28 protein-coding genes are annotated in these 26984 nt (G+C 64.4%); 16 read left to right on the plus strand and 12 right to left on the minus strand.

What is annotated here, in order from left to right:
* Positions 1-37: 37 nt before the first annotated feature.
* Positions 38-2959 carry an Rne/Rng family ribonuclease gene (locus tag U6115_RS15820; protein ID WP_043577658.1) on the minus strand — a complete coding sequence of 974 codons (2922 nt, stop codon included), beginning with the start codon at positions 2957-2959 and terminating at the stop codon, positions 38-40.
* A 526-nt stretch (positions 2960-3485) separates the two neighbouring features.
* Between U6115_RS15820 and U6115_RS15825 the strand changes: the two genes are divergently transcribed.
* From U6115_RS15825 to U6115_RS15860, 8 genes are all read left to right on the plus strand, one after another.
* Positions 3486-4424, plus strand: a complete 939-nt coding sequence (locus U6115_RS15825; RefSeq protein ID WP_043577660.1) for an RluA family pseudouridine synthase — start codon at positions 3486-3488, stop codon at positions 4422-4424.
* Entirely contained in the window at positions 4424-5077 is a 654-nt protein-coding gene (locus U6115_RS15830; protein ID WP_173428522.1) for an HAD-IA family hydrolase, read from the plus strand. Before U6115_RS15825 ends, U6115_RS15830 begins: the two co-directional genes overlap by 1 nt.
* Entirely contained in the window at positions 5053-5412 is a 360-nt protein-coding gene (locus U6115_RS15835) for a Rieske (2Fe-2S) protein (RefSeq protein ID WP_043577665.1), read from the plus strand. Before U6115_RS15830 ends, U6115_RS15835 begins: the two co-directional genes overlap by 25 nt.
* A 41-nt stretch (positions 5413-5453) precedes the next feature.
* Complete coding sequence (locus U6115_RS15840) at positions 5454-6392, plus strand: S49 family peptidase (RefSeq protein ID WP_043577667.1); 939 nt, start codon at positions 5454-5456, stop codon at positions 6390-6392.
* A 15-nt stretch (positions 6393-6407) separates the two neighbouring features.
* Positions 6408-7211, plus strand: coding sequence for a flagellar motor protein MotD (gene motD / locus U6115_RS15845; protein WP_043577670.1), 804 nt, complete (start codon positions 6408-6410; stop codon positions 7209-7211).
* Positions 7208-7798 (plus strand): malonic semialdehyde reductase, encoded by a 591-nt coding sequence (locus U6115_RS15850; protein WP_043577677.1) that lies wholly within the window; start codon positions 7208-7210, stop codon positions 7796-7798. Before motD ends, U6115_RS15850 begins: the two co-directional genes overlap by 4 nt.
* Positions 7799-7862: 64 nt before the next feature.
* Positions 7863-8903 (plus strand): quinone-dependent dihydroorotate dehydrogenase, encoded by a 1041-nt coding sequence (locus tag U6115_RS15855; RefSeq protein WP_043577680.1) that lies wholly within the window; start codon positions 7863-7865, stop codon positions 8901-8903.
* A gap of 13 nt (positions 8904-8916) precedes the next feature.
* Entirely contained in the window at positions 8917-9381 is a 465-nt protein-coding gene (locus tag U6115_RS15860; RefSeq protein WP_043577683.1) for an outer membrane lipoprotein, read from the plus strand.
* Between the two features lie 60 nt (positions 9382-9441).
* Here the strand turns inward: U6115_RS15860 and U6115_RS15865 are convergent, their stop codons facing one another.
* Genes U6115_RS15865 through fur form a run of 3 tightly spaced genes read right to left on the minus strand, consistent with a single transcriptional unit; the run spans position 9442 to position 11289 of the window.
* Positions 9442-10173: an arginyltransferase gene (locus U6115_RS15865; protein WP_043577685.1), complete on the minus strand. Its 732-nt coding sequence runs from the start codon at positions 10171-10173 to the stop codon at positions 9442-9444.
* The gene (aat, locus tag U6115_RS15870; protein ID WP_230623408.1) at positions 10160-10810 is read right to left on the minus strand and encodes a leucyl/phenylalanyl-tRNA--protein transferase; all 651 of its coding nucleotides are present in this window, start codon (positions 10808-10810) and stop codon (positions 10160-10162) included. The genes U6115_RS15865 and aat overlap by 14 nt, the downstream gene beginning before the upstream one ends.
* Before the next feature lie 47 nt (positions 10811-10857).
* Complete coding sequence (gene fur, locus U6115_RS15875) at positions 10858-11289, minus strand: ferric iron uptake transcriptional regulator (protein ID WP_043577694.1); 432 nt, start codon at positions 11287-11289, stop codon at positions 10858-10860.
* 96 nt (positions 11290-11385) lie between these two features.
* On the opposite strand from fur, the gene U6115_RS15880 reads away from it, so the two are divergent.
* The 5 genes from U6115_RS15880 (at position 11386) to U6115_RS15900 (ending at position 14891) form a co-directional block, all read left to right on the plus strand.
* On the plus strand, positions 11386-11769 hold the full coding sequence (locus U6115_RS15880; protein ID WP_043577696.1) for an outer membrane protein assembly factor BamE: 384 nt from the start codon (positions 11386-11388) through the stop codon (positions 11767-11769).
* Positions 11766-12569 (plus strand): 4-hydroxy-tetrahydrodipicolinate reductase, encoded by an 804-nt coding sequence (gene dapB / locus U6115_RS15885; RefSeq protein WP_043577699.1) that lies wholly within the window; start codon positions 11766-11768, stop codon positions 12567-12569. The genes U6115_RS15880 and dapB overlap by 4 nt, the downstream gene beginning before the upstream one ends.
* 33 nt (positions 12570-12602) lie before the next feature.
* Positions 12603-13568: a FecCD family ABC transporter permease gene (locus tag U6115_RS15890; protein ID WP_052258175.1), complete on the plus strand. Its 966-nt coding sequence runs from the start codon at positions 12603-12605 to the stop codon at positions 13566-13568.
* A complete protein-coding gene (locus U6115_RS15895; protein WP_043577701.1) occupies positions 13561-14355 on the plus strand; it encodes an ATP-binding cassette domain-containing protein in 795 nt (264 codons plus the stop codon). The genes U6115_RS15890 and U6115_RS15895 overlap by 8 nt, the downstream gene beginning before the upstream one ends.
* Before the next feature lie 68 nt (positions 14356-14423).
* Positions 14424-14891, plus strand: a complete 468-nt coding sequence (locus U6115_RS15900) for a hypothetical protein (RefSeq protein ID WP_043577704.1) — start codon at positions 14424-14426, stop codon at positions 14889-14891.
* A gap of 73 nt (positions 14892-14964) precedes the next feature.
* On the opposite strand, the gene U6115_RS15905 is transcribed toward U6115_RS15900, so the two are convergent.
* From U6115_RS15905 to U6115_RS15930, 6 genes are all read right to left on the minus strand, one after another.
* Complete coding sequence (locus U6115_RS15905; protein ID WP_047243567.1) at positions 14965-16512, minus strand: SpoVR family protein; 1548 nt, start codon at positions 16510-16512, stop codon at positions 14965-14967.
* On the minus strand, positions 16509-17789 hold the full coding sequence (locus U6115_RS15910) for a YeaH/YhbH family protein (protein WP_043577706.1): 1281 nt from the start codon (positions 17787-17789) through the stop codon (positions 16509-16511). The genes U6115_RS15905 and U6115_RS15910 overlap by 4 nt, the downstream gene beginning before the upstream one ends.
* 154 nt (positions 17790-17943) lie before the next feature.
* The gene (locus tag U6115_RS15915) at positions 17944-19872 is read right to left on the minus strand and encodes a PrkA family serine protein kinase (RefSeq protein ID WP_043577710.1); all 1929 of its coding nucleotides are present in this window, start codon (positions 19870-19872) and stop codon (positions 17944-17946) included.
* Between the two features lie 307 nt (positions 19873-20179).
* The gene (locus tag U6115_RS15920) at positions 20180-20497 is read right to left on the minus strand and encodes a PilZ domain-containing protein (RefSeq protein ID WP_230623409.1); all 318 of its coding nucleotides are present in this window, start codon (positions 20495-20497) and stop codon (positions 20180-20182) included.
* Entirely contained in the window at positions 20484-21041 is a 558-nt protein-coding gene (locus tag U6115_RS15925) for an NUDIX domain-containing protein (RefSeq protein WP_043577714.1), read from the minus strand. The genes U6115_RS15920 and U6115_RS15925 overlap by 14 nt, the downstream gene beginning before the upstream one ends.
* A complete protein-coding gene (locus U6115_RS15930) occupies positions 21028-21585 on the minus strand; it encodes a DUF2062 domain-containing protein (protein WP_043577716.1) in 558 nt (185 codons plus the stop codon). The genes U6115_RS15925 and U6115_RS15930 overlap by 14 nt, the downstream gene beginning before the upstream one ends.
* Before the next feature lie 185 nt (positions 21586-21770).
* On the opposite strand from U6115_RS15930, the gene U6115_RS15935 reads away from it, so the two are divergent.
* From U6115_RS15935 to U6115_RS15945, 3 genes are all read left to right on the plus strand, one after another.
* Positions 21771-23555, plus strand: a complete 1785-nt coding sequence (locus U6115_RS15935) for an acyl-CoA dehydrogenase C-terminal domain-containing protein (protein WP_043577719.1) — start codon at positions 21771-21773, stop codon at positions 23553-23555.
* A gap of 203 nt (positions 23556-23758) precedes the next feature.
* Positions 23759-24412 (plus strand): DUF5610 domain-containing protein, encoded by a 654-nt coding sequence (locus U6115_RS15940; RefSeq protein WP_052258179.1) that lies wholly within the window; start codon positions 23759-23761, stop codon positions 24410-24412.
* Positions 24413-24437: 25 nt separating this feature from the next.
* Entirely contained in the window at positions 24438-24953 is a 516-nt protein-coding gene (locus tag U6115_RS15945; RefSeq protein WP_043577722.1) for a DUF5610 domain-containing protein, read from the plus strand.
* Positions 24954-24955: 2 nt separating this feature from the next.
* Here U6115_RS15945 and U6115_RS15950 read toward each other — a convergent pair whose 3' ends face one another.
* Complete coding sequence (locus U6115_RS15950) at positions 24956-26113, minus strand: iron-containing alcohol dehydrogenase (RefSeq protein ID WP_043577724.1); 1158 nt, start codon at positions 26111-26113, stop codon at positions 24956-24958.
* Between the two features lie 169 nt (positions 26114-26282).
* Positions 26283-26960, minus strand: a complete 678-nt coding sequence (locus tag U6115_RS15955) for a YecA family protein (RefSeq protein WP_043577732.1) — start codon at positions 26958-26960, stop codon at positions 26283-26285.
* Between the last annotated feature and the right edge of the window lie 24 nt (positions 26961-26984).

Genomic DNA, 26984 nt, shown 5'->3' on the forward strand with positions numbered 1-26984 from the left:
CTGGCGCAAGGCTTGCCCTGCGCCAGCATCCGCCGCATCAGTTGTTGCGGGTTTCCACCTGAACCAGCTCCATCGGGGCCTGCGCAGCGGCATCGATGCCAGCCGCCATGTCGCGGCGACGCGGGCCTTGCGGCAGTTCCGGCTCAAGCACTGCCGAATGCTCGGCAACCGGCTTGGTCGCAACCATCACCAGGCCGCCCAGATCCATGGGCTTGGCTTCCACCGGCTTGGCTTCCACCACGATCGGCTCGGCTTCGACGACCGGCTCGACAGCAACCGCCACCGGCTCGGCCGCTTGCGGCTCCTCCTCGACAACTGCCGCCATCACCACGGCTTCCGACACAGGCTCGGCCACCGGAACGGCTTCGGGCTCGGCTCGGGCCTCAACCGGTTCCACAACAGCGGGCGCCGCCGCCGCGTCAACCTTGGCTTCAACAAACACCGCAGCTGCAGGTTCGGCAACGACTACCGGCTCCACCGGCTTGGCTTCCGGCTCGACAACCGCCACGGCCTCCACAACCGCCTCCACCTGCGGCTCAGTCACGGCTTCGACTACCGGTTTGGCCTCCGGCTCAACCGCCGGCTGGGCGGCTTCGGCAACCACCTCAGCGGCCACTGCGGCGACAACCACCGCCTCGGCGGCGTCAGCTGCCGGCGCTTCCGCGCCCGCTTCTGCCACGGCGCCTTCCGGCGTGTCGCGGCGACGATCGCGGCGGCTGCGGCGGCGACGGCGTTCGCCGCGCTCCTGCTGCTCGGCCTGCTCCGCCTGCTCGGCTTCGGTATCCAGGCGCAATTCGTCCTGCACCGGCTTTTCGGCTTCCTGCGGCGCGGCGGCCGGCGCCTGGCGGCGACGCGGTTCCGGCTTGTCCTGCTTCTCGGCCTTGTCGCTCACGCGCTCTTCGCGCGGCTGCTGTTCACGCGGCTCGCGGGCTTCGCGCGGTTCGCGGCCTTCGCGTTCGCGGCGGCGGTTGCCGCGCGGTTCGCGCGCCTGCTCGTTGCGCTCTTCGCGTGCTTCGCGGCCGGCCGGATCCTTGCGTTCAGCGCGATCGGCGCGTTCGCTGCGCTCGGCGTCCTTGCGCTCGCCGCGCTCGTCCTGGCGACGCTGGCGGCCCTCATCCTGCGGGGAGCCGCGGCGCTGCTCGTGCTCGCGACGCGCCTGGCCGCCGGTGCGGCGCTCCTGGCTGCGCTGGCGGTTGCCGCGCTGCTCGCGCGCCGCCGCCGGCTTCTTCTTGGCTTCCGGCTCGGGCGCCTTTTCCGGTTCGGCGAACAGGCCCTTGAACCACGACACCAGTCCGGAGAACAGGCCCGCCTCGGCAGCCGGCTGCTTGGCGGCTGCCGGCGCGGCGGTCGGAGCCGGCTGTTGCGGGGTGATGCCCTTGACCGCGGCTTCCTGGCGCTCCACCTTCGGCTTTTCCTGGCCGAAGTTGGTGATCACATCCTCTTCCTGCACTTCGACGCGGCTGTAGCTCGGCGCTTCGCCCAGTTCGGCCAGATCGTCGTGGCGCACGCGCACGATCTTATAGTGCGGGGTTTCCAGATGGATGTTCGGGATCAGCACCACGTCGACGTCCAGACGCTCTTCGATCGAGTGGATCTCGGCGCGCTTTTCGTTCAGCAGGAAGGTGGCCACGTCAACCGGCACCTGCGCGTGCACCGCGCCGGTGTTTTCCTTCATCGCCTCTTCCTGGATGATGCGCAGGATGTGCAGCGCCGACGATTCGGTGCCGCGGATGAAGCCGATGCCGTGGCAACGCGGACATGGCTCGTGGCTGGTCTCGCCCAGGGAAGGCTGCAGGCGCTGACGCGACAGCTCCAGCAGGCCGAAGCGGGACAGCTTGCCCATCTGCACGCGGGCGCGGTCATGCTTCAGAACATCGCGCAGGCGGTTTTCCACGTCGCGCTGGTTCTTGGCGTTTTCCATGTCGATGAAGTCGATCACCACCAGTCCGCCCAGGTCGCGCAGGCGCAGCTGGCGGGCGATCTCTTCCGCGGCTTCCAGGTTGGTGCGGACGGCGGTTTCCTCGATGTCCGCGCCCTTGGTGGCGCGCGCCGAGTTGACGTCCACCGACACCAGCGCCTCGGTATGGTCGATCACGATGGCGCCGCCGGACGGCAGCTGCACGCTGCGCGAGAACGCGGTTTCGATCTGGTGTTCGATCTGGAAGCGGGAGAACAGCGGCACATGGTCCTTGTACAGCTTCACACGCGACAGCATGTTCGGCATCACATGGCTCATGAACTGGCGGGCCTGGTCGTGGATTTCCTCGGTGTCGATCAGCACTTCGCCGATGTCCGGATGGAAGTAGTCGCGGATCGCGCGGATCACCAGGCTGCCTTCCTGCAGAATCAGGAAGGGAGCGGACTGCGCGCCGGCCGCGCCTTCAATCGCGCGCCACAGCTGCATCAGGTAACCCAGGTCCCACTGCAGCTCTTCCAGATTGCGGCCGATGCCGGCGGTGCGGGCGATCAGGCTCATGCCGTGCGGCACTTCCAGCTGCGACAGCAGATCCTTCAGCTCCTGGCGCTCCTCGCCCTCAATGCGGCGCGATACGCCGCCGCCGCGCGGGTTGTTGGGCATCAGCACCAGATAGCGGCCGGCCAGGCTGATGTAGGTGGTCAACGCCGCGCCCTTGTTGCCGCGCTCGTCCTTCTCCACCTGCACCACCACTTCCATGCCTTCGCGCAGCACGTCCTGAATGCGCGGACGGCCGCCGTCATAGCCCTGGAAATAGGAGCGGGACACTTCCTTGAACGGCAGGAAGCCGTGGCGTTCCGTGCCGTAATCGACGAAGCAGGCTTCCAGCGATGGCTCGATGCGGGTGATGATACCCTTGTAGATATTGCCCTTGCGCTGTTCCTTGCCTACGGTTTCGATATCAAGGTCGACGAGCTTTTGTCCATCGACGATGGCGACGCGCAGCTCTTCGGCTTGCGTCGCGTTGAACAACATGCGTTTCATTTACATTCCTTGCGCGGCACTCACGCAAGGATGCAGCCAGTATTTGACGGCCCAGTGACTATCGATGGGCGCTTTCCGAAAGAAGTGTCGATGTAAAGATCGAGAAAAACAGGTTTGCTAACAAGCCTACTTCCTGATTGGGTCACATGCAGCCCGCCGACTCTGTGCGCAAACGGCGCATCGGTTTCGTACCGATCCTGCCTACCAGGCAGGACAAACATCGACAGGACGGCTGGCATGCCGGGTCAAACTTCGCTGCAAAATTCCCTGACTGGCTTAGCATCAGGAAACGGAATACTCGTGAGTGCGTTATGCGTATAAATGCATTACCATCGCTACTTTTCGGTGAGCGAGTTAACCTTGGCTGCGGCCGGTGCTGACGGCATCAGGTCAGGACGAAAGCCCTGCCGGCCGTTCGGAATTTCCGCAGCAGCATCACGCGAAACAGGCCGTGACCTTGGCTTTCCGAAATCCGCCGCCGCGCCGTGCATAGGCACAGCTGGGCAGCGCCACAAGTATAAGCAATATGACAGACATTCGCAAAGATTCCGTAACCTTCCTTGAAGTCGACGCAGAAGATGCCGGCCAGCGGCTGGACAACTACCTGCAGCGCCTGCTCAAGGGCGTGCCCAAAAGCCATATCTACCGCATTCTGCGCTCCGGCGAGGTGCGGGTGAACAAGGGCCGGGCAGACGCCAGCTACCGCGTGGCGGCCGGCGACACGCTGCGCATCCCGCCGATCCGCGTCGCCGAGCGCGCCGAGAAAAACGTGCCCGCCGCCACCTTCCCGGTGGTGTACGAAGACGATGCGATGCTGGTGATCAACAAGCCGGCCGGCGTGGCGGTGCACGGCGGCAGCGGCGTGTCTTTCGGCGTGATCGAACAACTTCGCCAGGCCCACCCGGAGTGGCGCTACCTGGAGCTGGTGCACCGGCTGGACCGCGAGACCTCCGGCCTCCTGATGCTGGCCAAGAAGCGCTCGGCGCTGACCCGCCTGCACGACATGATGCGCGACAATGTGCCCGACAAGCGCTACCTGGCCCTGGGCGCCGGCCACTGGCCGGAAAACATCAAGCAGGTGAAGCTGCCGCTGTTCAAATTCCACACCGCCGACGGCGAGCGCCGCGTCAAGATCGCCGAAGGCGACGACGGCCAATACGCGCACACCAACTTCGCCATCCAGCAGCGCTACACTGAATTCACGCTGGTGGAGGCGCATCTGCGCACCGGCCGCACCCACCAGATCCGGGTGCACATGCAAGCCAACGGCTGCGCGATCGCCGGCGACGAGAAATACGGCGACTTCGCGCTCAACAAGGAGCTGGCGCGCCGCGGCCTGAAGCGGATGTTCCTGCACGCGAAAAGCCTGGCGCTGCCGCACCCATTGACCGGCGCGCCGCTGAAGCTGGAGGCGCCGCTGCCGCCAGAATTGGCGAAATTCCTGAAAACCCTGGAGCCGCGCTGATGCGAGAGTTCGACCTGGTGGTGTTCGACTGGGATGGCACGCTGATGGATTCGACCGGCCACATCGTCCACGCCATCCAGCAAGCCTGCCGCGATCTGGACCTGCCGGTCCCCGGCCGCGAGGCCGCCAGCCACGTGATAGGCCTGCGGCTGGACGACGCCCTGCTGCGCGCCTGCCCGGCGGCCGGCGCCCGCCTGCCCGAACTGACCGCCGCCTTTCGCCGCCGCTACCAGGCGGGGCTGGAGCGGGTGACGCTGTTCGAACACGCCCAGTCCACGCTGCAAGCCATCCGGGCCGCCGGCATCTTCGTCGCCATCGCCACCGGCAGCAGCCGCGCCGGCCTCGACCGCGCGCTGCAGGCCGCCGGCATCCAGGACCTGTTCGATGCCACCCGCACCGTCGACGAGTGCCATTCCAAACCGCACCCGGACATGCTGTTCCAGTTGACCGACTACTTCGGCGTGGCCTGCGGCCGCGCGCTGATGGTGGGCGACACCAGCCACGACCTGCTGATGGCCCGCAACGCCGGCAGCGTAGGCGTCGGCATCAGCCACGGCGCGCACGCGGACAAAGAACTGCTCCGCTGCCAGCCCGCCGCCCTCGTCCACTCGCTGCCGGAGCTGAGCTCATGGCTGCTGCCGCGCCTAGGCTGATCTGCCCGTCCGCCGAGCTGCTGGACAGCGGCCCCGCCCACCGCTTTGAAATCGAACAAGCCGATGGCAGCCGCCTGCCCGCCTTCGCCGTCCGTTACCGCGGCAAGGTCCACGCCTATATCAACCGCTGCTGCCACATTCCGGTGGAGCTCGACCTGGAAGACGGCAAGCTGTTCGACCTGACCGGCCACTATCTGATCTGCAGCATGCACGGCGCCCGCTACCACCCCGACAACGGCTATTGCAGCTGGGGGCCATGCCGCGGCCAATCGCTCGCCAGGCTGGAAGTCATTGAACAAAACGGCCAAGTCTGGCTGAATGTCATGCCTGACTGAATTTTGCTAGACTTTTGGAATTGTTCCGGAGCATCCCTACCATGAGCGACACCCCCAACTGGGAACGTCAATTGCTGGAAAAACTGGCCACCGCAGCCCTGGTGGAGCAACGCCGCGCCCGGCAATGGAAAATCTTCTTCCGCCTGGCCTGGCTATTGATCATCGGCTTCGTCGTCGCCAGCCTGTTCATGCGCAGCGAAGACAAGGCCGGCGCCGGCCTGTCCGGCAGCGGACACAGCGCGGTGATCAAGCTGGATGGCGTGATCAGCAGCGACAACGACAGCGGCCAGAAAATGGTGGACGCGCTCGACCACGCCTTCCGCGACCGCAACACCAAGGGCGTCATCATCGACGCCAATAGCCCCGGCGGCAGCCCGGTGCTGTCGGGCATGGTCTACGACGAGATCCGCCGCCTGAAGAAGAAGCACGCCGACATTCCGGTCTACGTGGTGGTGAGCGACGTCTGCGCGTCCGGCTGCTACTACATCGCCGCCGCCGCCGACAAGATCTTCGTCGACAAGGCCAGCATCGTCGGCTCGATCGGCGTGCTGTCCGACGGTTTCGGCTTCACCGGCGCCATGGAAAAACTGGGCATCGAGCGCAGACTGAAGACCGCCGGCGAAAACAAGGCGATGGGCGACCCCTTCTCCCCGGTCAACCCCAAGCATGACGCCATCCGCCAGCAGTTGCTGGACGACATCCACCAGCAGTTCATCCAGGCGGTGCGCGACGGCCGCGGCAAGCGCCTGCAGAACGATCCGCAAATGTTCAGCGGCATGGTATGGCTGGGCGCCAAGGCGATTCCGCTGGGCCTGGCCGACGGCCTGGGCACCGTGCCGTCGGTGGCCCGCGACGTGGTCAAGGCGGAGAAGACCGTCGACTATACTCAGCAGGACGACTTTTCCAGCCGGGTGGCGCGCCGCATAGGCGTACAGTTCGCCGGCGGCGTCAAGTCGCTGTTCGACACCGCCCTGTTCTAGAACGCGGAGAGCGACATGGCATCCAGGCGCAAACGACATGAAGACGAGCACGAAAACCACGAACGCTGGCTGGTTTCGTACGCCGACTTCATCACACTGCTGTTCGCGTTCTTCGTGGTGATGTACGCCATCTCCTCGCTGAACGAGGGCAAGTACCGGGTGATGTCCTCGGCCATCATGGATGCCTTCCGCAGCGGCACCCTGGTCACGGTGCAAACTTCCCCGCCCAATGGCGGAGCCAACACCATGATTGAGATTCCGCAAACCAAGCCCATCTCCAAAAGCATCAAGGCCGACCACCATGTGGAAGAAGCCGCCAAGCTCGGCCAGCTGACGCAGAACCTGGCCAAGGTGCTGGGACCGCTGGTGCAAAGCGGCGAAGTCACCATCACCCAGAGCGACCAGGGCATCAACATCGATATCCGCGACAGCGCGCTGTTCGCCGTCGGCCAGGCGGTGCCCAATCAGCAGTCGCTGCCGCTGATGTCCAGCATGGCCAAGCTGCTGGCCGGCGTCGACAATTCCATCAAGGTGGAAGGCTTCACCGACGACGTGCCGATCCGCACCCCGTCCTTCCCGTCCAACTGGGAACTGTCCGCCGCGCGCGCCGGCGGCGTGGTGCGGCTGTTCCAGGAAAACGGCATCAATGCCCAAAGAATGGTGGCGGTCGGCCACGGCGCCAACCTGGCCGTCGCCGACAACGCCACCGCGGAAGGCCGCGCCCGCAATCGCCGCGTCACCATTTCGGTGCAAGCCAACGATGCCGGCGCGCCCGAAGCGCAGACAACACCCCCCACTGCAACCGAGGTAAAACCATGAGCACTCCCCTCTCTCATGCCACGCTGGAACAGCTGTTCCTGAACGCTCGCACCCACAGCCACTGGCAGGCTCGCCCGGTTGGCGACGACCTGCTACGCCAGCTGTTCGACCTGCTCAAGCACTGCCCGACCAGCGCCAACTGCTCGCCGGCGCGCTTCGTCTTCGTCAAGAGCCCGGAAGCGAAAGCCAAGCTCAAGCCCTGCCTGGCCGAAGGCAATGTCGACAAGACCATGTCCGCGCCGGTATGCGTGATCGTCGCCCAAGACATGAAATTCTACGAGCAACTGCCCAAGCTGTTCCCGCATGCCGACGCCAAGAGCTGGTTCGAAGGCAACGACGCGCTGATCCAGACCACCGCCTTCCGCAACGGCACGCTGCAAGGCGCCTACCTGATCCTGGCCGCCCGCTCGCTGGGCCTGGACTGCGGCCCGATGTCGGGCTTCGACAACGCCGCGGTGGATGCCGCCTTCTTCCCCGAAGGCAACGTCAAGTCCAACTTCCTGATCAACTTGGGCTACGGCGAAGCCGACAAGCTGTTCCCGCGCTCGCCGCGCTTCGATTTCGCCGACGCCTGCCAGATCCTGTAATTCCCGCTGGCTCCGCCCCGATGCCCGGTTATAATGCCGGGCATTTGTCTGCCCGGAGAATGCCATGCTGTACCCGCTGCTGCGCCCGCTGTTGTTCAAGTTCGACGCGGAAACCGCCCATGAACACACGCTGAAGATGCTGGATCGCGCGCACCGGCTGCACCTGGGCTCGCTGGCGGGCTCGCCCGCCGCCGGCCACCCGGTGCAGGCGATGGGCCTGACCTTCCCCAATCCGGTCGGCCTGGCCGCCGGCCTGGACAAGAACGGCGCCCACGTCGACGCGCTAGCGGATCTGGGCTTCGGCTTCATCGAAATCGGCACCATCACCCCGCGCCCGCAAGACGGCAATCCCAAGCCGCGCCTGTTCCGCCTGCCGGAGCACGAAGCCATCATCAATCGGATGGGCTTCAACAACCTCGGCGTAGCCGCGCTGCTGGACAATGTGCGCCGCTGCAAATTCAAGGGTGTGCTCGGCATCAACATCGGCAAGAACGCGATCACCCCGATAGAAAACGCGGTCGACGACTACCTGGCCTGCCTGGATCAGGTATACGCTGCCGCCAGCTACGTCACCGTCAACATCTCCTCCCCCAACACCAAAAACCTGCGCCAGCTGCAGCAGGGCGACGAACTGGGCAAGCTGCTGGCCGCGCTCAAGCGCCGCCAGAGCGAGCTGGCGGACCGGCACGGCCGCCATGTGCCGCTGGCGGTGAAGATCGCGCCCGATCTCGACGACGAGCAGATCGCAGAGATCGCCCGCCTGCTGATCGGCAACGGCATCAACGGCGTCATCGCCACCAACACCACGCTGTCGCGGCGTGAGATCGCCGGCCATCCGCTGGAAAACGAGGCCGGCGGCCTGTCGGGCGCGCCGGTGCGCAGCCGCTCCACCGCGCTGATCCGCAAACTGGCCAAGGAACTTGACGGCGCTCTGCCTATCATAGGAGTGGGCGGCATCCTTTCCGGCAGCGATGCCGTGGAAAAACTGGAAGCCGGCGCCAGCCTGGTGCAGCTGTACAGCGGCCTGATATACCGCGGGCCGGAACTGGTCGGCGAATGCGCCCGGGCGGCGGCGCAATACCTGCAAGCTCGCACACGAGAATGAATGGAGCAAGAACATGAAGACAACTACTCTCAGCCGCATCACCGTCATCGCCTTGCTGAGCGTCGGCGCGCTCAGCGGATGCGCCACCTCGGACTCCGCCGCGGTGTATTCCAAAAGCCAGATGCGCCAGGCGCAGACCGTGCAGTTCGGCACGGTGGTTTCGGTGCAGAACGTCAAGATGGAAGGCCAGAACAATGAACTGCTGACCCTGGGCGGCGCCGCGCTGGGCGGGCTGGCCGGCAGCAATATCGGCGGCGGCAAGGGCCAGATCGCCGGCGGCATCGTCGGCGCGCTGGCCGGCGGCTACGGCGCCAAGGCCGCCCAGGAAGCGCTGGGCAAGAACGCGCTGGAAATCACCGTCAAGCTGGATTCCGGCCGGGTGGTGTCCATCGTGCAGGAAGCCGACATTCCCTTCGTCGCCAACCAGCGCGTGAAGCTGCTGAGCGGCGGCGGCAACGACCGCGTCGTGCCGTACTGAGCGGGCAGCGCAGCCAAACGAAAACAGGCCCGGAAGGGCCTGTTTTTACTTTCCCCGCGCCTAGCTAGGCTCCGGCATCGTCTGCCAGCGGCCGCCGTGCAGCATCTGCAGCGGACGATAGCCGGCCTTATAAGCCATCTTGCGGCAATCGGCGATCCAGTAACCCAGATAGAGATAGCTCAAACCCATCGCTCTGGCCTGCTCCACCTGCCACAGCACGTTGTACACGCCCAGACTCATCTGGGCGTCGGCCGGATCGTAAAAGGTGTAGACCGCCGACAAGCCATCCGCCAGCCGGTCCACCAGGCTGACCATCTTCAACGCCCCCTCCAGCCGAAACTCGGCCAGATGGCTGTCCACACCGCTTTTCAGTATGAATTCGGCGTACTGCTGGGCATCGTCGTCAGACATGCCGCCGCCGGCATGGCGCGCCTGCTGGTAAAGCCGGTACAACGCGTAGTGCTCGGCGTCGAAAGCCAGCGGCAGCCACTCGACCGTCAGTTCGCCGCCGCGCCGCCACACCTTGCGCTGAGTGCGATTGGGCTGGAACTGGTCGACTGCCAATCGCACCGGGATGCAGGCCTGGCAGGCGTCGCAATACGGGCGATAGGTATAGAGCCCGCTGCGGCGGAAGCCCAGCCGCACCAGCTGGCTATACACCCCGCCGTCTATCGCCTCGGCGGGAATGGCTACCTGGGAACGCGCCTGATGGCCCGACAGGTAGCTGCAGGGATAAGGCGCAGTGGCGTAGAAATGGATGGCCGCGACCTGGCCGGCTTCACGATGACTCATGGCGGTAATGATAGTCCCACATTTGGCCGGGCTGCGGCTGCCGGATCTTCTCCTTCAGAGTAGCAAGAAAAACATCGCGCGGCACCAGGCAGGCGCCCAGGCTTTCCAGATGCGCGGTATGCATCTGGCAGTCGATCATTTCCACGCCTTGCGTGGCCAGGTGCCGCACCATGTGCACGAAGGCCAGCTTGGAGGCGTCGGTGCGGCGCGCGAACATCGACTCTCCGTAGAACATCCTGCCGATCGCCACGCCGTACAGGCCGCCGGCCAACTCGCCGTCGATCCAGGTTTCGAAACTATGCGCGTAGCCAAGCTGATGCAGCCGGCAGTAGGCAGCCACCATTTCCGGCACGATCCAGGTGCCGTCCTGGCCCGCCCGAGGCTGGGAGCAGGCTTCCATCACCTCGAAAAAGGCCTGATCGGTGCGAATTTCGTAATCGGGACGACGCAGCGCCTTGGCCAGCGAACGGCTGACCCTCAGCCGCGACGGATACAGCACCATGCGCGGCGCGGGCGACCACCATAAAATGGGCTCGCCCAGGGAAAACCAGGGGAAAATGCCTTCGGAGTAGGCGCTAAGGATGCGCCTGGGCGACAAATCGCCGCCGGCGGCCAGCAGGCCGTTGGGATGACTCAAGGCCTGCGCCACCGGCGGGAAGACAGGCTCGGGACCGAGCCAGGGAATCATCCGCGGCGGCCGCCCTTGGCCAGGCAGTCCGGGCACTCGCCGTACATGTACAGCGCGTGGTCGACGATGCGGAAACCATGCTGCTCGGCGATGCGGTCCTGCAGCGCCTCGATCTCCGGATCGAAGAACTCCACCACCTTGCTGCAGCTGACGCAGACCATGTGATCATGGTGGCCGCCCTGGTTCAGCTCGTACACCGCCTTGCCGGTTTCGAAATGGTGGCGCACCAGGATGCCGGCCTGCTCGAACTGGGTCAGCACCCGGTAAATGGTGGCGAGACCGATGTCGATGTTCTCCGCCAGAAGCTTGCGGTAAACGTCTTCGGCGGACATGTGACCGGAGTCCGCCTCCTCGAACAAGTCGAGGATTTTTAGGCGCGGACCGGTGGCTTTCAGGCCGATATCTTTGAGGTGACTGGCTTTGCTCATCGTGATATAAAGTGTGTCGATTTCGAATCATGATAAAGCCTTTTGACGGCTTTGCCTAATTACAGCCTCATAAACACTTGAGTCAATCGGAGTATCATGCGCGCCCTGATTTTCGCCGCCGTCATCGCCGTCTCCGGCTGCAGTTCCATAAATCCGCTTGACTGGACCCACAAGGTGGAAATCCAGCAGGGCAACTACGTGACCCAGGACGCCGTCGCCAAGCTGAAGCCGGGCATGACCCGCTCGCAAGTGCGCTTCCTGCTGGGCACTCCGCTGCTGACCGACGCCTTCCATGCCGACCGCTGGGACTACAAGTATAGCGACACCAAGCAAGGCCGGCTGGAAACCTCCAGCGACAAGCTGCTGACCGTTTACTTCAAGGGCGACGTGCTCGACCGCGTCGAAGGCGCCGCCCAGCCCGCCCCGCCGGCCAAGCAACTGGACGCCTCGATGCCGGCGCAGGAGACGAAACAGCCATGAGCCAAAACATCGTCATCGTAGGCGCATCCGGCCGCATGGGCCGCGTGCTGATCGAATCGGTGTTGAGCGCCCCCGGCGCGCGCCTGCACGCGGCGATAGAACGCTCCGACTCCGGCTTCGTCGGCCAGGACGCCGGCCTGTTCTGCGGCCGCGCCAGCGGCGTCAAGATCACTTCCGACTTCATCGCCGCGCTGGAAGGCGCCGACGTGGTGATAGACTTCACCCGCCCGGAAGGCACGCTGGAACACATGATGGCCTGCGTCGAGCACCAGGTGCAGATGATCATCGGCACCACCGGCTTCGACGACGCCGGCAAGGCCGCCATCCGCGCCGCGGCCGACAAGATAGCCATCGTGTTCGCCTCCAACTTCAGCATAGGCGTCAACCTCACCTTCAAACTGCTGGACATGGCCGCCCGGGTGCTGAACGAAGGCTACGACATAGAAATCACCGAAGCCCACCACCGCTTCAAGGTGGACGCCCCGTCCGGCACCGCCTTGCGGATGGGCGAAGTGATCGCCGACGCGCTGGGCCGCGACCTGAAGCAATGCGCGGTCTATGGCCGCGAAGGCGTGACCGGCGAGCGCGACCCCAATGCCATCGGCTTCGCCACCGTGCGCGGCGGCGACATCGTCGGCGACCACACCGCGCTGTTCGCCACGCTGGGCGAACGGGTGGAAATCAGCCACAAGGCCTCCAGCCGCGCCACCTTCGCCAATGGCGCGGTGCGCGCCGCGCGCTGGCTGTCGGACAAGCCGCACGGCCTGTTCGACATGCAGGACGTGCTGGGCCTGCGCTGATCCGGGAGGGGACATCCCCTCCCTTTCCTTCCTATGCGCGCGCTCACGCTGACCCTCACTCTGCTGCTCCTGCTCACGCTGACGTCAATCGCGTCCCTGCTCCATCACAGCCATCTGCTGCTCGCCAGTTTGTGGCGGCTGCAGCCTCAGCCGGCGCTGGAATGGCAATTGCTGGTGGAGTTGCGCCTGCCCCGGCTGCTGGCCTCGGCCGGCGCCGGCGCCCTGCTGGCCAGCGCCGGCGCGGCGATGCAGGCGCGCTTTCGCAATCCGCTGGCCGAGCCCGGCCTGATAGGCGTCAACAGCGGCGCGGCGCTGGCATCGGCGCTGGCGCTCAGCCTGGGCGCCGGCCTGTACGGGGTCGCCGCCTCGGCCTTCGGCGGCGGCATGGCGGCCCTGCTGCTGGTGCGCCTCCTGGGCGCCGATCAGGACGGCAACCGGCTGATCTTGAGCGGACTGGCGGTCAGCACCCTGCTCGGCAGCCTGCTGACCCTGCTGATCACCATGCTGCCCGACGGCTCGCTGCGCATCGTCACCTTCTGGCTGATGGGCAGCTTCGCCAGCGTGGAGTGGCCGCAAGCGCTATTGATGCTGCTGGCCGCGCCGCTGGTCTGGCTGGCCCTGTTCCGCCAGTGGCGCTTTCTCAACGCGCTGCAGCTGGGGGAAAGCACGGCCTTCCACCTGGGCTTCGCCGTGCGCCGGCTGGAGTGGCGCATCGTGATGCTGGCGGCGCTGGCCACCGGCCTGGTGGTGTCCGGCTGCGGCATGATAGGCTTCATCGGCCTGATGGCGCCGCACCTGGCCCGCCAGCTGCTGGGCAGCGATTCGCGCCGCTTGCTGCTGGCCGCGCCGCTCTTGGGCGCCTGGCTGGCCGTCTCGTCCGATTGGCTGGCGCGCGGCTTGCTCGCGCCGGCGGAGTTGCCGGTCGGCGTGATCACCAGCTTGCTGGGCGCGCCGTTTTTCCTGTGGCTGCTGCGCCGGCAGGAGCGCCGCCATGCTTGAAGCCAGCCGATTGACCCTCCGCCGCAACGGCCGGCTTTTGCTTCAGGACATCAGCCTGGCGCTGCGCCCGGGCGAGCTGCTGATCGCGCTGGGCCCCAACGGCGCCGGCAAGAGCAGCCTGCTCAAGCTGCTGTCCGGCCTGTGGCGGCCCGATTCCGGCTCGATCCGCCTGGCCGGCGAAAATCTGGACGATCTGCCCGCCGCCGCGCAAGCCGGCTGGCGCGCGGTGGTCGAGCAGCATCCGGTGACGCCCGCCGGCTGGACCGGCACCGAGCTGGTCGCCGCCGGCGCCTACCGCTATCCCCGCCTGCCTTCGCGGCAGATTCGCCAAGCCATTACGGAAGCGCTGGCGCTGACCGGCGCCGAACGACTGGCGGCGCGCAGCCTGAACGAATTATCCGGCGGCGAGCTGCAGCGCCTGCAACTGGCGCGCGCCTTGTGCCAGTTGCTGCTCTCGCCTGAAACCGAGCGCTATTTGCTGCTGGACGAGCCCACCGCGGCGCTCGACTTCGGACTGGCCGACGAATTGATGGCGCAGGTGCGCCAGCTATGCCGCCGCCTGCAAATAGGCGGCCTGGCCGTGATCCACGACCTCAACCTGGCGCTGCGCCACGCCGACAAGGTGTTGCTGCTCAGCAATGGCCAGGCGGCCGGCTACGGCGACAACCAGGAGATGATGCGGCGCGAGCGGCTGGAAGCGGTATACGGCGTCAGGCTGGCGGAGCTGAGCCACCCCGAACAGCCATGGCGGGCCTTCATCCCCCTGTCCGACAGCCCGCAACGCTGATCCATATTGCGCCGGAACGGCAAACCTGCCATTCTGACCATCTCGCATTTGCGACTGGAAGATTGAACATGCCGCTGCTTGCCGCTTTGCAATCGCTTCCCAACCAGTTCTGTGGCGAAGGCATCAACCACGAGGACCAGACCTTCACCGGCTGCCTGCACTGGCAGGCACTGCCCGGCCAAAGAGCCCTGCTGCTGCACTACACCGCCAGCGGCACCAGCGGCGATGTGCTGCACCGCGAAACCACCCTGCTGGGCTATCTGCCGGACGGCACGCTGTGCCTGTGGCCGGTGATGGAAGAGCTGCCCTTCATCCTGCCCCACCCTGCGGTGCGCCTGGCCGAGGGCGCCCACGGCACGCTGGAAGTGGTGTTCGCCAGCGCGCCGCGCAGTCTGACCGAGCAATTCCGCCAGGAAATCACCATTCGGCTGGAAGCCAATGGCCAGATGCAATACACCCATGGCTGGGGCCTGCCCAACTGCAGTTTCGAAGACCGCTCGCGCTGCAGCCTGACGCCCGTCGCCGGCACCGCCTGAGTGCGGCGGAGCCAAAACAAAACCGGGCCGCCATTTGGCTGCCCGGCTTTCATCGCGGCGTTCGCGCCGGCGTTCAAGCCATCTCCGGATCCCTGACCGCCTGAACCTCGTACGACTGCTTGACCTCGCCGTTGCCGTCCACGCTTTCCAGCTTCACATCGAAGCCCCATAGCCGGCAGACGTGCTTGAGCACCTCCTGGGCGCTTTGGTCTTCCAGCGGCCGCCTGTTATGCATCACGTGGCGCAGCGTCAGGCTGCGGTCGCCGCGCACATTGACCGACCACACCTGGATATTGGGTTCGCGCGAACCCAGGTTGTACTGCTCGGCCAGCTTGCCGCGGATATCGCGGTAGCCTTCTTCATCGTGGATGCTGGAGATCTCCAGCTTGTCGTCCTTGTCGTCGTCGCGGATGGCGAAGAAGCGGAAATCACGGATCAGCTTCGGCGACAGATACTGCGAGATGAAGCTTTCGTCCTTGAAATTGCGCATCGCGAATTCCAGAGACTCGCGCCAGTCGCTGCCGGCCAGGTCCGGGAACCAGGCGCGGTCCTCATCGGTGGGCGCCTCGCAAATGCGCTTGATGTCCTGATACATGGCGAAACCCAGCGCGTAGGGATTGATGCCGTTGTACCAGCGCGCCGTCACCGGCGGCTGCGTCACCACATTGGTGTGGCTCTGCAAAAACTCCAGCATGTAGCCGTCGGTGATCAGGCCCTTGTCGTACAGCCGGTTCATGATGGTGTAGTGCCAGAAGGTGGCCCAGCCTTCGTTCATCACCTGGGTCTGGCGCTGCGGATAGAAATACTGGGCGACCTTGCGCACGATGCGCACCACCTCGCGCTGCCAGGGTTCCAGCAACGGCGCCGATTTCTCGATGAAGTACAGCAGGTTTTCCTGCGGCTCCAGCGGGAAGCGCGGCGCCGGCTTGCCGCTGTCGTCCTTGTCGCGCTTCGGTATCGTGCGCCACAGGTCGTTCACCTGCATCTGCAGGTATTGCTCGCGCTCCTCCTGCCGCGCCTGCTCTTTGGCCAGCGACAGTTTCTGCGGCCGCTTGTAGCGGTCGACGCCGTAGTTCATCAGCGCATGGCAGGAGTCCAGCAGCTCCTCCACCTCGTCTATGCCGTAGCGCTCCTCGCACTTGCTGATATAGCTTTTGGCGAACACCAGGTAATCGATGATGGCCGACGCGTCGGTCCAGGAGCGGAACAGGTAATTGCCCTTGAAGAAACTGTTGTGGCCGTAAGCGGCGTGGGCGATCACCAGCGCCTGCATCATCATGGAGTTTTCCTCCATCAGATAGGCGATGCAGGGGTTGGAATTGATGACGATTTCGTAGGCCAGCCCCATCTGGCCGCGCTTGTAGCTTTTCTCGGTGGAGACGAAATGCTTGCCGTAGCTCCAGTGGTGGTAGTTGACCGGCATGCCGACCGAGGCGTAGGCGTCCATCATCTGCTCGGCGGTGATCACCTCAAGCTGATTGGGGTAGACGTCCAGCTTGAATTCGTCCACCGCGATGGTGCGGATCTGCCGGTCGTATTCGCCTATCAGGTCGAAAGTCCATTCCGAACCGGTGGAAATCGGCTTGCCGACCTCCTCTTCCCCCTTGCGAGTCCGTTTCATGTGCCGACCCTTCCATTGGCTGGCTGGCGCTTGAACAACTCCCGGAACACCGGGTAGATGTCCGACGCCGAGCGGATTTTCTGCATCGCGAACTGCGGGCATTGCGACTTGACCTTCAGGTACTCGTACCACAGGTTTTGCGGCTCGCCCTCGGTGATCTCGATGTAGGCGAAGTACTGGCAGTACGGCAGCAGGTTCTCCTCCAGGATGCGGCCGCAGTTGGCGGAATCGCTGTCCCAGTTGTCGCCGTCGGATGCCTGGGCGGCGTAGATGTTCCACTCGCTGCTGGCATAGCGCTTGCGGATGACGTCGCTCATCAGGTTGAGCGCCGACGACACCACCGTGCCGCCGCTCTCGCGCGAGTGGAAAAAGTCCTGCTCGTTGACTTCAACCGCGCTGGTATGGTGGCGGATGAACACCACCTCGATCTTTTCGTAATTGCGCTGCAGGAACATGTACAACAGGATGAAGAAACGCTTGGCCATGTCCTTTTTCTGCTCATCCATCGAGCCGGACACATCCATGATGCAGAACATCACCGCCTGGCTGGTCGGCTTGGGTTGCTTGACCCGGTTGTTGTAGCGCAAGTCGAAGGGATCGATGAAGGGGATGCTGGCCAGGCGCTCGCGCATCTGGTGGATGCGCTGGCGCTTTTCGCGGACCTCCAGCGCGTTGTCGTCGTCCGACTCGATAAGCGTGTCCAGCTCTTCCTCGGCGTCGTCCAGGCTCGACAAGGTGGGCGCCGCCATCGCCACCCGCCGCGCCAGCGCGCCGCGCAGCGAGCGGACGATATTGATGTTGGCCGGCGTGCCGTCGTTGGTGTAGCCGGCGCGCACGGTTTTCAGCTCCTCGATTCCCATCAGCTGGGTCTTGATCAGATTGGGCAGCGCCAGATCATCGAAGAACACGTTCATGAATTCTTCGCGCGACAGCTGGAACACGAAATCGTCCTCGCCCTCGCCGTCCTGGCTGGCCTTGCTGCCCCCGCCGCCCGCTCCGCCCTGCGGCCGCGGGATGCGGTCGCCCTTGATGAATTCCTCATTGCCCGGGTGGATGTTCTCCCACACCCCGCCCTTGCCATGATGGAAATTGGGTTCGGAAATATCCTTGACCGGTATCGAGACCTTTTCCCCGCTTTCGATATCGGTAATGCTCCGTCCCTTGATCGCCTTGGAGACGGCTTCCTTGATTTGCGCCTTGAAACGGCGAAGAAAGCGTTCGCGATTGACCGCCGACTTGTTCTTGCCGTTGAGGCGTCTGTCTATGATGTGGGACATAGCCACCTCTCTTGCGCGCAGCCGCGGGCGGCCGGTTCCGTTCCGAAACCCGCCGCCCGACGCCGCGCGCGGTTGTGTCTCCTTGTCGCCCGGCGTCAACCGCCGGACATCGCCAACCCGCCCGCTCCAATCGGAGCGAGCGGTTCATGACGGCTTATGAGGACTTGCGCACCCGCAGATACCATTCGCACAGCAGGCGCACCTGCTTGGCGGTATAGCCCTTTTCCACCATGCGGTTGACGAAGTCCTCGTGCTTCTTGGCGTCCTCGGCGCTGGCCTTGGCATTGAAGGAAATCACCGGCAGCAGCTCTTCGGTGTTGGAGAACATTTTCTTCTCTATCACCGTGCGCAGCTTCTCGTAGCTGGTCCAGGTCGGGTTCTTGCCGCCGTTGTTGGCCCGGGCCCGCAGCACGAAGTTGACGATTTCGTTGCGGAAGTCCTTGGGGTTGGAGATCCCGGCGGGTTTCTCGATCTTTTCCAGCTCCGCGTTCAGCGAGGTGCGGTCGAAGATTTCGCCGGTGTCCTGATCGCGGTATTCCTGATCCTGGATCCAGTAGTCGGCGAAGGTCACGTAGCGGTCGAAGATGTTCTGCCCGTACTCGGAATAGCTTTCCAGATAGGCGGTCTGGATTTCCTTGCCGATGAACTCGACGTACTTGGGCGCCAGATACTCCTTCAGGAAGGTCAGGTACTTCTGTTCGGTTTCGGCCGGGAACTGCTCGCGCTCGACCTGCTGCTCGATCACGTACAGCAGATGCACCGGATTGGCGGCGACTTCGCTGTGGTCGAAATTAAACACCTTGGACAGGATCTTGTAGGCGAAGCGCGTCGACAGCCCGCTCATGCCCTCGTCCACGCCGGCGTAGTCGCGGTACTCCTGCAGCGACTTGGCCTTGGGATCGGTGTCCTTCAGGTTTTCGCCGTCGTACACCTGCATCTTGCTGTACAGGCTGGAGTTTTCCGGCTCCTTCAGCCGCGACAGCACGGCGAACTGGCCCATCATCTTCAGCGTGCCCGGCGCGCACGGCGCCTTGCCCAGCGAGGAGTTGCGGATCAGCTTGTCGTAGATCTTGATTTCCTCGGCCACCCGCAGGCAGTACGGCACCTTGACGATGTAGATCCGGTCGAGGAAGGCCTCGTTGTTCTTGTTGTTGCGGAACTGCTTCCATTCGCTCTCGTTGGAGTGGGCGAGGATGATGCCTTCGAACGGAATCGCGCCGAAACCTTCGGTGCCCTTGAAGTTGCCTTCCTGGGTGGCGGTCAGCAGCGGGTGCAGCACCTTGATCGGGGCCTTGAACATCTCGACGAATTCCAGCAGCCCCTGGTTGGCCAGGCACAGGCCGCCGGAGTAGCTGTAGGCGTCGGGATCGTCCTGCGCGTATTTTTCCAGCTTGCGGATGTCCACCTTGCCCACCAGCGAGCTGATGTCCTGATTGTTTTCGTCGCCCGGTTCGGTCTTGGCCACCGCCACCTGGCGCAGCACGGACGGATAGCGCTTGACCACGCGGAACTGGCCGATGTCGCCGTTGAATTCATGCAGCCGCTTCACCGCCCAGGGGCTGGGAATGCCCTTAAGGTAGCGACGCGGGATATTGTACTGTTCTTCCAGGATGGGGCCGTCTTCGTCGTAATTGAACAACGACAGCGGCGACTCGTTGACCGGGCTGCCCTTCAGGCAATAGAACGGCACCAGCTCCATCAGCTCCTTCAGCTTCTCGGCGATGGAGGACTTGCCGCCGCCCACCGGCCCCAGCAGGTAGAGAATCTGCTTCTTCTCTTCCAGCCCTTGCGCGGCATGGCGGAAGTAGGCGACCACCTGTTCAATGACTTCCTCGGTGCCGTAGAAGTCGCGGAAGGCCGGATATACCTTGATGACCTTGTTGGAGAAGATGCGCGACAGCCGGGAGTCGTGGCGGGTGTCCACCAGCTCCGGTTCGCCGATGGCTGCCAGCATGCGCTCTGCGGCAGTGGCGTAGGCTCCGGGGTCTTGCCGGCACAGCTCCAGATACTCCTGGATCGTGTACTCTTCCTCGCGGGTCTTGTCGTAGCGCACTGCGTAGTGACTGAAGATATCCGGGTGCATGACTCTCTCCTGGCTGGTAGCAGGGGCTGGGCGAAATGCACCTCGCATGAGGCCGTTCCCCTTGCTGAATTAGAGTGCTGACTGTGTCTCCGGTCTTTTTTTGGGTATAGCATAGCAGTACGAAACGACCGGACAAAAGCCGGCAAAAACTGGAATCAACCAGCACAGCCGGCATCGCGTGGGAAAAGCCGTTGAATCAATAAGGATTTTTAATTTTGGAATTTTGTAACAATTGATGAAGCTTAGTAAATTCTTGTAATGCCGAAAGGAATAATTGGATATAAAAATCTGAAATTACAAAGGCTTGTCAGCTTTTTCTCTGCAGGATGCGGACACCGATTTCATATATGAGTCCACGCTGCACTTCATTGCAGCGCTTGACCTCGACCTCGGCCTCGAATGGCTTGCCCGACACCCCGCCCACGCTGGGCACCAGCACGATCACATTGAGCTTTTCGCCGTACTGCGGCACAAAGGCTGAGCGCAGCGCCATGCCGTCCACCGACAAGTCCACGCACTCGCCGTAATAGGTCTGCCCGCTCAACAGCGACTTGATCCGGGCCTTGCACCCCATGCTGACGCGTCGGCCGCGCCGACGGTCGTAATACGCGTCAAATCGGGACACCTCGCATCCTCCCGCTCAAATAAGCCGCCAGCCAGTGCAGGCCGACTATCGATTTGCTGTCGCAGATCCCGCCGCTCAGCGCCATCTCCATCGCTTCGTCCAGCGGCTTGGTCAGCACCTCCAGAAACTCGCCCTCGTCCAGCCGCCTTTCGCTAAGAATAAGATCTTGCGCCAGGTAATAGCTGATTTTTTCATTCGAATAGCCGATGCAGGGGTGGGCGGTGCCCAGATAAGTCCAGCTGGCGGCGCGATAGCCGGTTTCCTCGAAAAGCTCGCGGCGCGCGGTCTCTTCCGGCGCCTCGTCCGGGTCGATCTTGCCGGCGGGAATCTCGATGAACTCGCGGCCGGCCGGATAGCGGTACTGCCGCTCCAGCACCAGCTCGCGCTGCGGCGTCAGGGCCAGGATGGCCACCGCGCCGGGATGGAGGATGTACTCGCGGGCGGCTTGCTTGCCATCCGGCAGCGCCACCTGGTCCTTGCGCACGCGCAGGAAGCCGCCCTCGTACACCAGCTCCGACGTCAATTGTTTTTCAAGCAGATCCACACTTCGCCTTTCTATTGTTCCAGGCGCTGACTACAGCCCAGCGCCACATCACTCGCGTCGCCAGATAGCCCGCCGCCCCCAGCGTCAGCCCCAGCGCCGGCATGCCCACCAGCAGCGGCCACCCCATGTCCACCAGCCAGCCGACCGTGCCGGCCAGCCAAGCCGCCAAGCCCGCTCCGCCCAGGCCGGGAGGCGGCGCCATCGACAGGGAGGTGGGGCCGCCCAGCAGCCATCTGCCATAACAGTAGGCCAGATAATAGAGCGGCAACACCGTCAACGGATTGCTGTACAGGGAAACCACCATCGCCGCCGGCAGGTTCACCCGCAGCAGCAGCGCCAGCGCCAGCGCGGTGGCCTTCTGGGTGAAGCCGGGCATCACGCCGGAATAAAGTCCCACCGCCACGCCCATCGCCACCTTGCGCCGATTGAACGCCCAATAGGCCGGCTGGTCCAGATACGGCGCCAGCCGGCGCATGCCCGGCCGGGCGAACCATTGGTGGCGCCGTCCGGCGAACCGCCGCATTTTCCGCTTGAGCCAGGTCATTCCATTTTCATGCCGCTACGTTGTCGTAATGCCACACCCGCCCGCGCGCGGCAACGCATTTTGTTGTCAAAAGGCCGGGAATAATTTAAACAAGCGTTTGAATTAAACCGCCCCGGCCAAGGGGTCATCATAAAGCGTATCGACCTGGCATGCACCAGGCCGCGCCAACCCACTGGAGAAACCGAATGCCTGTCTACAAAGCACCGCTGCGCGACTTCGACTTTGTTCTCAACGAGTTGATCAAGGTACAGGACATCATCCCCTCTCTGCCAGGCTACGAAGAGGCCACGCAGGACATCTTCAGCTCCTACCTGGAGGCGGCGGCCCAGTTTTGCGAGTCCGAGCTCGCGCCGCTCAACCGCCAGGCGGACGAAGAAGGCTGCCAGTACGATAGCGCGACCAAATCGGTGACCACTCCCACGGGCTTCAAGGAAGCCTACAAACAGTACTGCGAACTGGGCTTCCCGGCGCTGGACTGCGATCCGTCCTACGGCGGCCAGGGGATGCCCAAGAGCCTGGCCTTCCCCATCATGGAGATGCAATGCTCGGCCAACGTCGCCTGGTCGATGTATCCGGGCCTGTCCCATGGCGCGTATTCTGCCATCCACGCGCACGGCACAGAAGAACAGAAAGCCGCTTACTTGCCCAAGCTGGTGGACGGCAGCTGGACCGGCACCATGTGCCTGACCGAACCCCACTGCGGCACCGACCTCGGCCTGCTCAAATCCAGGGCCGAGCCGAACGGCGATGGCAGCTACCGCATCACCGGCACCAAGATCTTCATCTCCGCCGGCGAGCACGACCTATCGGACAACATCATCCATCTGGTGCTGGCCCGCCTGCCGGACGCGCCGAAAGACGTGAAGGGCATCTCGCTGTTCATCGTGCCCAAATTCCTCGACGACAAGAGCCGCAACGCCGTGTCCTGCGGCAGCCTGGAACACAAGATGGGCATCAAGGCCAACGCCACCGCGGTGATCAATCTGGACGGCGCCAAGGGCTGGCTGATAGGCGAACCTAACAAGGGCCTGTCCTGCATGTTCACCATGATGAACGCCGCCCGCCTGGGCTGCGGCATGCAGGGCCTGGGCATAGGCGAAGCCTCGTTCCAGGGCGCGCTCTCCTACGCCCGCGAACGGCTGCAGATGCGCGCGTTGAACGGCGCGCAGTGTCCGGACAAGGCTGCCGACCCCATCATCGTCCACCCGGACGTGCGCCGCATGCTGCTGACTCAGAAAGCCTATACCGAAGCCGGCCGCGCGCTGGCGGCGCTGCTGGCGCTGCAGCTGGACATAGAGGACAAGCATCCGGACGCCAGCGTCCGCGCCGACGCCGCCGACCTGGTGGCGCTGCTGACCCCGGTGGCCAAGGCCTTCATGACCGACAACGGCTACACCGCCGCCAATCTGGGCATGCAAGTGTTCGGCGGCCACGGCTACATCCGTGAATGGGGCATGGAGCAACTGGTGCGCGACGCCCGCATCTCGCAGATCTACGAGGGCACCAACGGCATACAGGCGATAGATCTGCTGGGCCGCAAAGTGCTGCTGGACCAGGGCGCCAAGCTGCGCAAGTTCACCAAGCTGATCCACAAGTTCTGCCAGCAGTACGAAGGCCATGCGCAGTTGGGCGAATTCGTCAATCCGCTCGCCAAGCTGATGAAGGAAATCGGCGAGATCACCATGGGCATCGGCATGGCCAGCCTGTCCAACAAGGATGAGGCCGGCGCCGCCGCCACCGACTACCTGCGCCTGGTCGGCCACTTGACCTACGCCTGGCTGTGGGCGCGGATGGCCGAAGTCGCCTACGCCAAGCTGGGCCAGGGCGAGGATGCGTTCTACAACGCCAAGATCGCCACCGCCCGCTTCTACTACGCCAAGCTGCTGCCGGAAGCGGAAGCGCTGAAGGCCAGCATCAAAACGGGCGCCAAGCCGCTGATGGCGCTGGAGGAAGCGCACTTCGGCTTCTGATATGACGCCGCGGATTGCGCCGCGAACGGGCCGCATGCCATGCAGGCATGCGGCCTGTTGCTTTTTCTTCAGCGAAACCACCTAGCCCGAATCGGCAATCCACAAGTTTTCCGTGCCGCTGCCGAAATCAGGTCATACTGAAGTCGTTCCCTCAACCCTATACAGTGCGCCGGATTGCAGAGACGCGCCGACAGGAGTCCGTGATGTCGATCTCATCGCTGAACAGCAACCAGGCCGGCCAGACCGGCGGCGCCAGCCAGACGCAGAACGCCGGCTACAGCGCCCAGACCGCCCGCAACCAGCTCAACTCGGTGCTGGTGGAGTCGCTGGACGTATCCATCAGCAGCGGCAAGCAATCGCAAACGCTGCTGTTCCACGCCTCGATCACCAATATCAACCAGATCCTCAGCGCCGACAGCGGCGGACAAAACAGCGACGGCAGCGGCAACGCCTCCTCGTCCACGCTGCAGATCAACAGCACGCAGCTGAGCATTTCGGTGCAGCAGCAAAGCGGACAGAACAGCGACGACGACAATTCGCCGCAAGCCACCGCCAAGCGCATCCTGGACGGCGCCACCAGCCTGTTCGGCCTGTACAAGCAGCAGCACCCGGAGCTGAGCTCCGACCAGCAGGCGCAAAACTTCGTCGGGCTGATCCGCCAAGGCTTCGAGCAAGGTTATCAGGAGGCCACCGGCATCCTGAAAAACCTCAATGTCTTCAACGGCGATGTCTCCAGCGGCATCCAGCAAACCCACGACCTGGTCGAGCAGGGACTGGACGCCTTCCTGCAGCAGAATCAGTCCGCCGGCACGCAGTCCTCGCAGGCGGCCGCCGGCGACAGCCAGAGCGGCAGCTGAGCAGGCATGACCGCGGGAGTCGGCCATGGCAATCGATGACGACATCATCGTCGCGCCGATAGGCGGCGTCCACCCGCGCGCCGGGGGGGCGCGCGGCGTGCACGCGCTGGCCCAGCACGGACAGCGCGGGCGCCGCCAGGACACGGAAGACAATGCCGACATCAGCCTCAGCCATGGCCGGCAGGCCGCCCAGCTGCTGTACAGCGCGGTGATGGACCAAGTCGCGCAACTGGCCGGACTGGACGTCGACCCGGGCCAGCTGCAGGAAAGCGCGCTGCCGGGCGACAGCCACAGCCAGCACCTGCTGCTGGGCATCGCGGCCCTGTTCGAGCACTATTGCGGCCGGCATCCGCAACTGGCGCGGCAGGAAGCCGGCCAGGCCTTCGCGCCGCTGGCCGAGGCCGGGCTGGAGCGCGGCCATCAGGAAACCTGCCAGGTGCTGCGGCAACTGAATGCCTATCCGCCAGCCACCGCCGCCCAGCTGCAGGGCCTGTGCCAGCTGACGGCCCGGCTGCTGCGCGAGCGCCTGGCGCAAAACTAGCCTCAGCGGCAAAACGCCCGCACGATGCGGCCGACGCGCGCCTCGATCAAGATGCCGCCCTCCCCCAATCCGAACCGGCCGTCGCGCCGCAGCAAGGCCAGCACATCGTCGGCGGCCGCCCCGGCATCCGGCACGCCGGCCTCGGCCAGCGTCACCGGCATGCCGAGCGCGCGATACATGTCTTCCACCTTGTCTATCACCCGCTCCGCGGCCAATTCCGGAGCGTCGAACACCCGCGCGCCCATCTGGCGCAGCTTGGCGGCTTTTTCCGCGCAGGCCTCGCGCAGCAGCGACGGCTGTACGATGGACAGGGTGCGGCCGTGGTCTATGCCGTACAGCGCGGTCAGCGCCCGGCCGATGCCGTGCGTGGCCCAGTCATGCGGCACCCCCAGGCCAATGGCGCCGGACAGCGCCTGGTTGGCGGCCCACATCATGTTCTGCCGCCAGTCCGGCGTGCCGCGCTCGTCGAAACGGCAAGCCAGCCGGTACAGCGCCCGCAGCACCGCCTCGGCGCAGCCATCCTGCACCAGCGCGCCTACCGGGTAGGTCAGGTATTGCTCGCAGGCATGGACGAAGGCGTCGGTCACGCCGTTGGCCAGTTGCCGGTCAGGCAGGGTGGCCAGGGTGTCGGGGTCGAGAACCGCGAAACGCGGCCGCAGCAGCGGCGAGCGAAAAGCCAGCTTCTCCTGGCTGGACAGCCGCGAAATCACCGCGGTGCCGTTGCCTTCCGAACCGGTGGCGGCCAGCGTCAGCACCACGCCCAGCGGCAATGCCGCCCGCACTGGCTGCTTGCCAGAAACCAGCTCCCAGCCATCGCCGTCATGCAAGGCCGCGGCCGCCAGGTATTTGGCGGCGTCGATGACGGAACCGCCGCCCGCCGCCAGGATGAAATCGCGCCGGCTCTCGCGCAGCAGCGCCAGCGCGCCGGCTAAAGCCTCCACGTCTGGATTGGGCGCCACGCCGCCGAACTCCAGCCAGTCATGGCCGCGCAAGGCTTGCTGCAAGCGCGCGTGGATGCCGTTGCGCTTGATCGAGCCGCCGCCGTACAGCAGCAGGATCCTGGCGCCGGCAGGCAGCAGCCGCTCCAGGCCGGCCAACTGGCCGCCGCCGAAATGAAGATGGGTGGGATTGTAGTAATCGAAAACGAGGGCGGGGTTCATCGCGGGTCCAGGCTAGGCTTGCGGCCGAAAATTTCAAAGGCATATTAAGCCATGCCTAAGCACCCGCGCCTAGCGTCTCCGCGTCGATGGGGCCCGCCTGCGCGCGTTCCGGATGCATGGCCATAAAAAAAGCGGACCCATGGTCCGCTTTCATGATCGGCCGGCCGGCTCAGTTGCTGCCGCAGCAAGCCTTGTACTTCTTGCCGCTGCCGCACGGGCACACGTCGTTGCGGCCCACTTTGTCGCCATCGCGGCGAACCGTGGTCGGCGCCTGCTCCTTGGCGCGCCAGTAGCCGAACACCGCCTGCAGGGCGTCGGTCAGCTCTTCCTTGTAGCCTTCCACCTCTTCGTCGGTGAAAGTCAGCAGGTCTTCGCCGTCTTCTTCCTCGAACGCGCCGCCCAGCACCAGCATCGGCATCATCAGGCTTTCGAAGCCCTCGTCCTCTTCCGCCACTTCGAACCAGTCGGTGTCGACCAGATCCAGCGCGTACAGGTAGGCGTTCGCCCACGGCCAGTAGTCCGGCTCGCCCTCTTCTTCGCTGTCTTCTTCCGCGTACAAGATCATGTCCAGCTCTTCGCCGGCGGCCAGCACGTCGCGGGTGGTGTCGAACAGCTTTTGCAGCAGGGTTTTCAGCTCGGCTTCATCGGCCTGGCTTTCGAAAGCCGGCGCGTCGCCCAGCACTTCCGGCAGCCAGAAATCGGTATCGACCGCATCTGGTCCGCTCACCAACGCGGCGAAGAAGCCCTGCACTTCGTCCGGGCGCATGGTGCTGCCGCTGGCGGACAACGGGGTCAACAGCGTTTCGAGACGGGCCAGGTCGGCATCGTTGAAAGCGGTAACGGTCATGGTGTATTCCTCAAGGGTGAATCA

Source organism: Chromobacterium subtsugae (genome assembly GCF_035919665.1).
Taxonomy (GTDB): Bacteria; Pseudomonadota; Gammaproteobacteria; order Burkholderiales; family Chromobacteriaceae; genus Chromobacterium; species Chromobacterium subtsugae.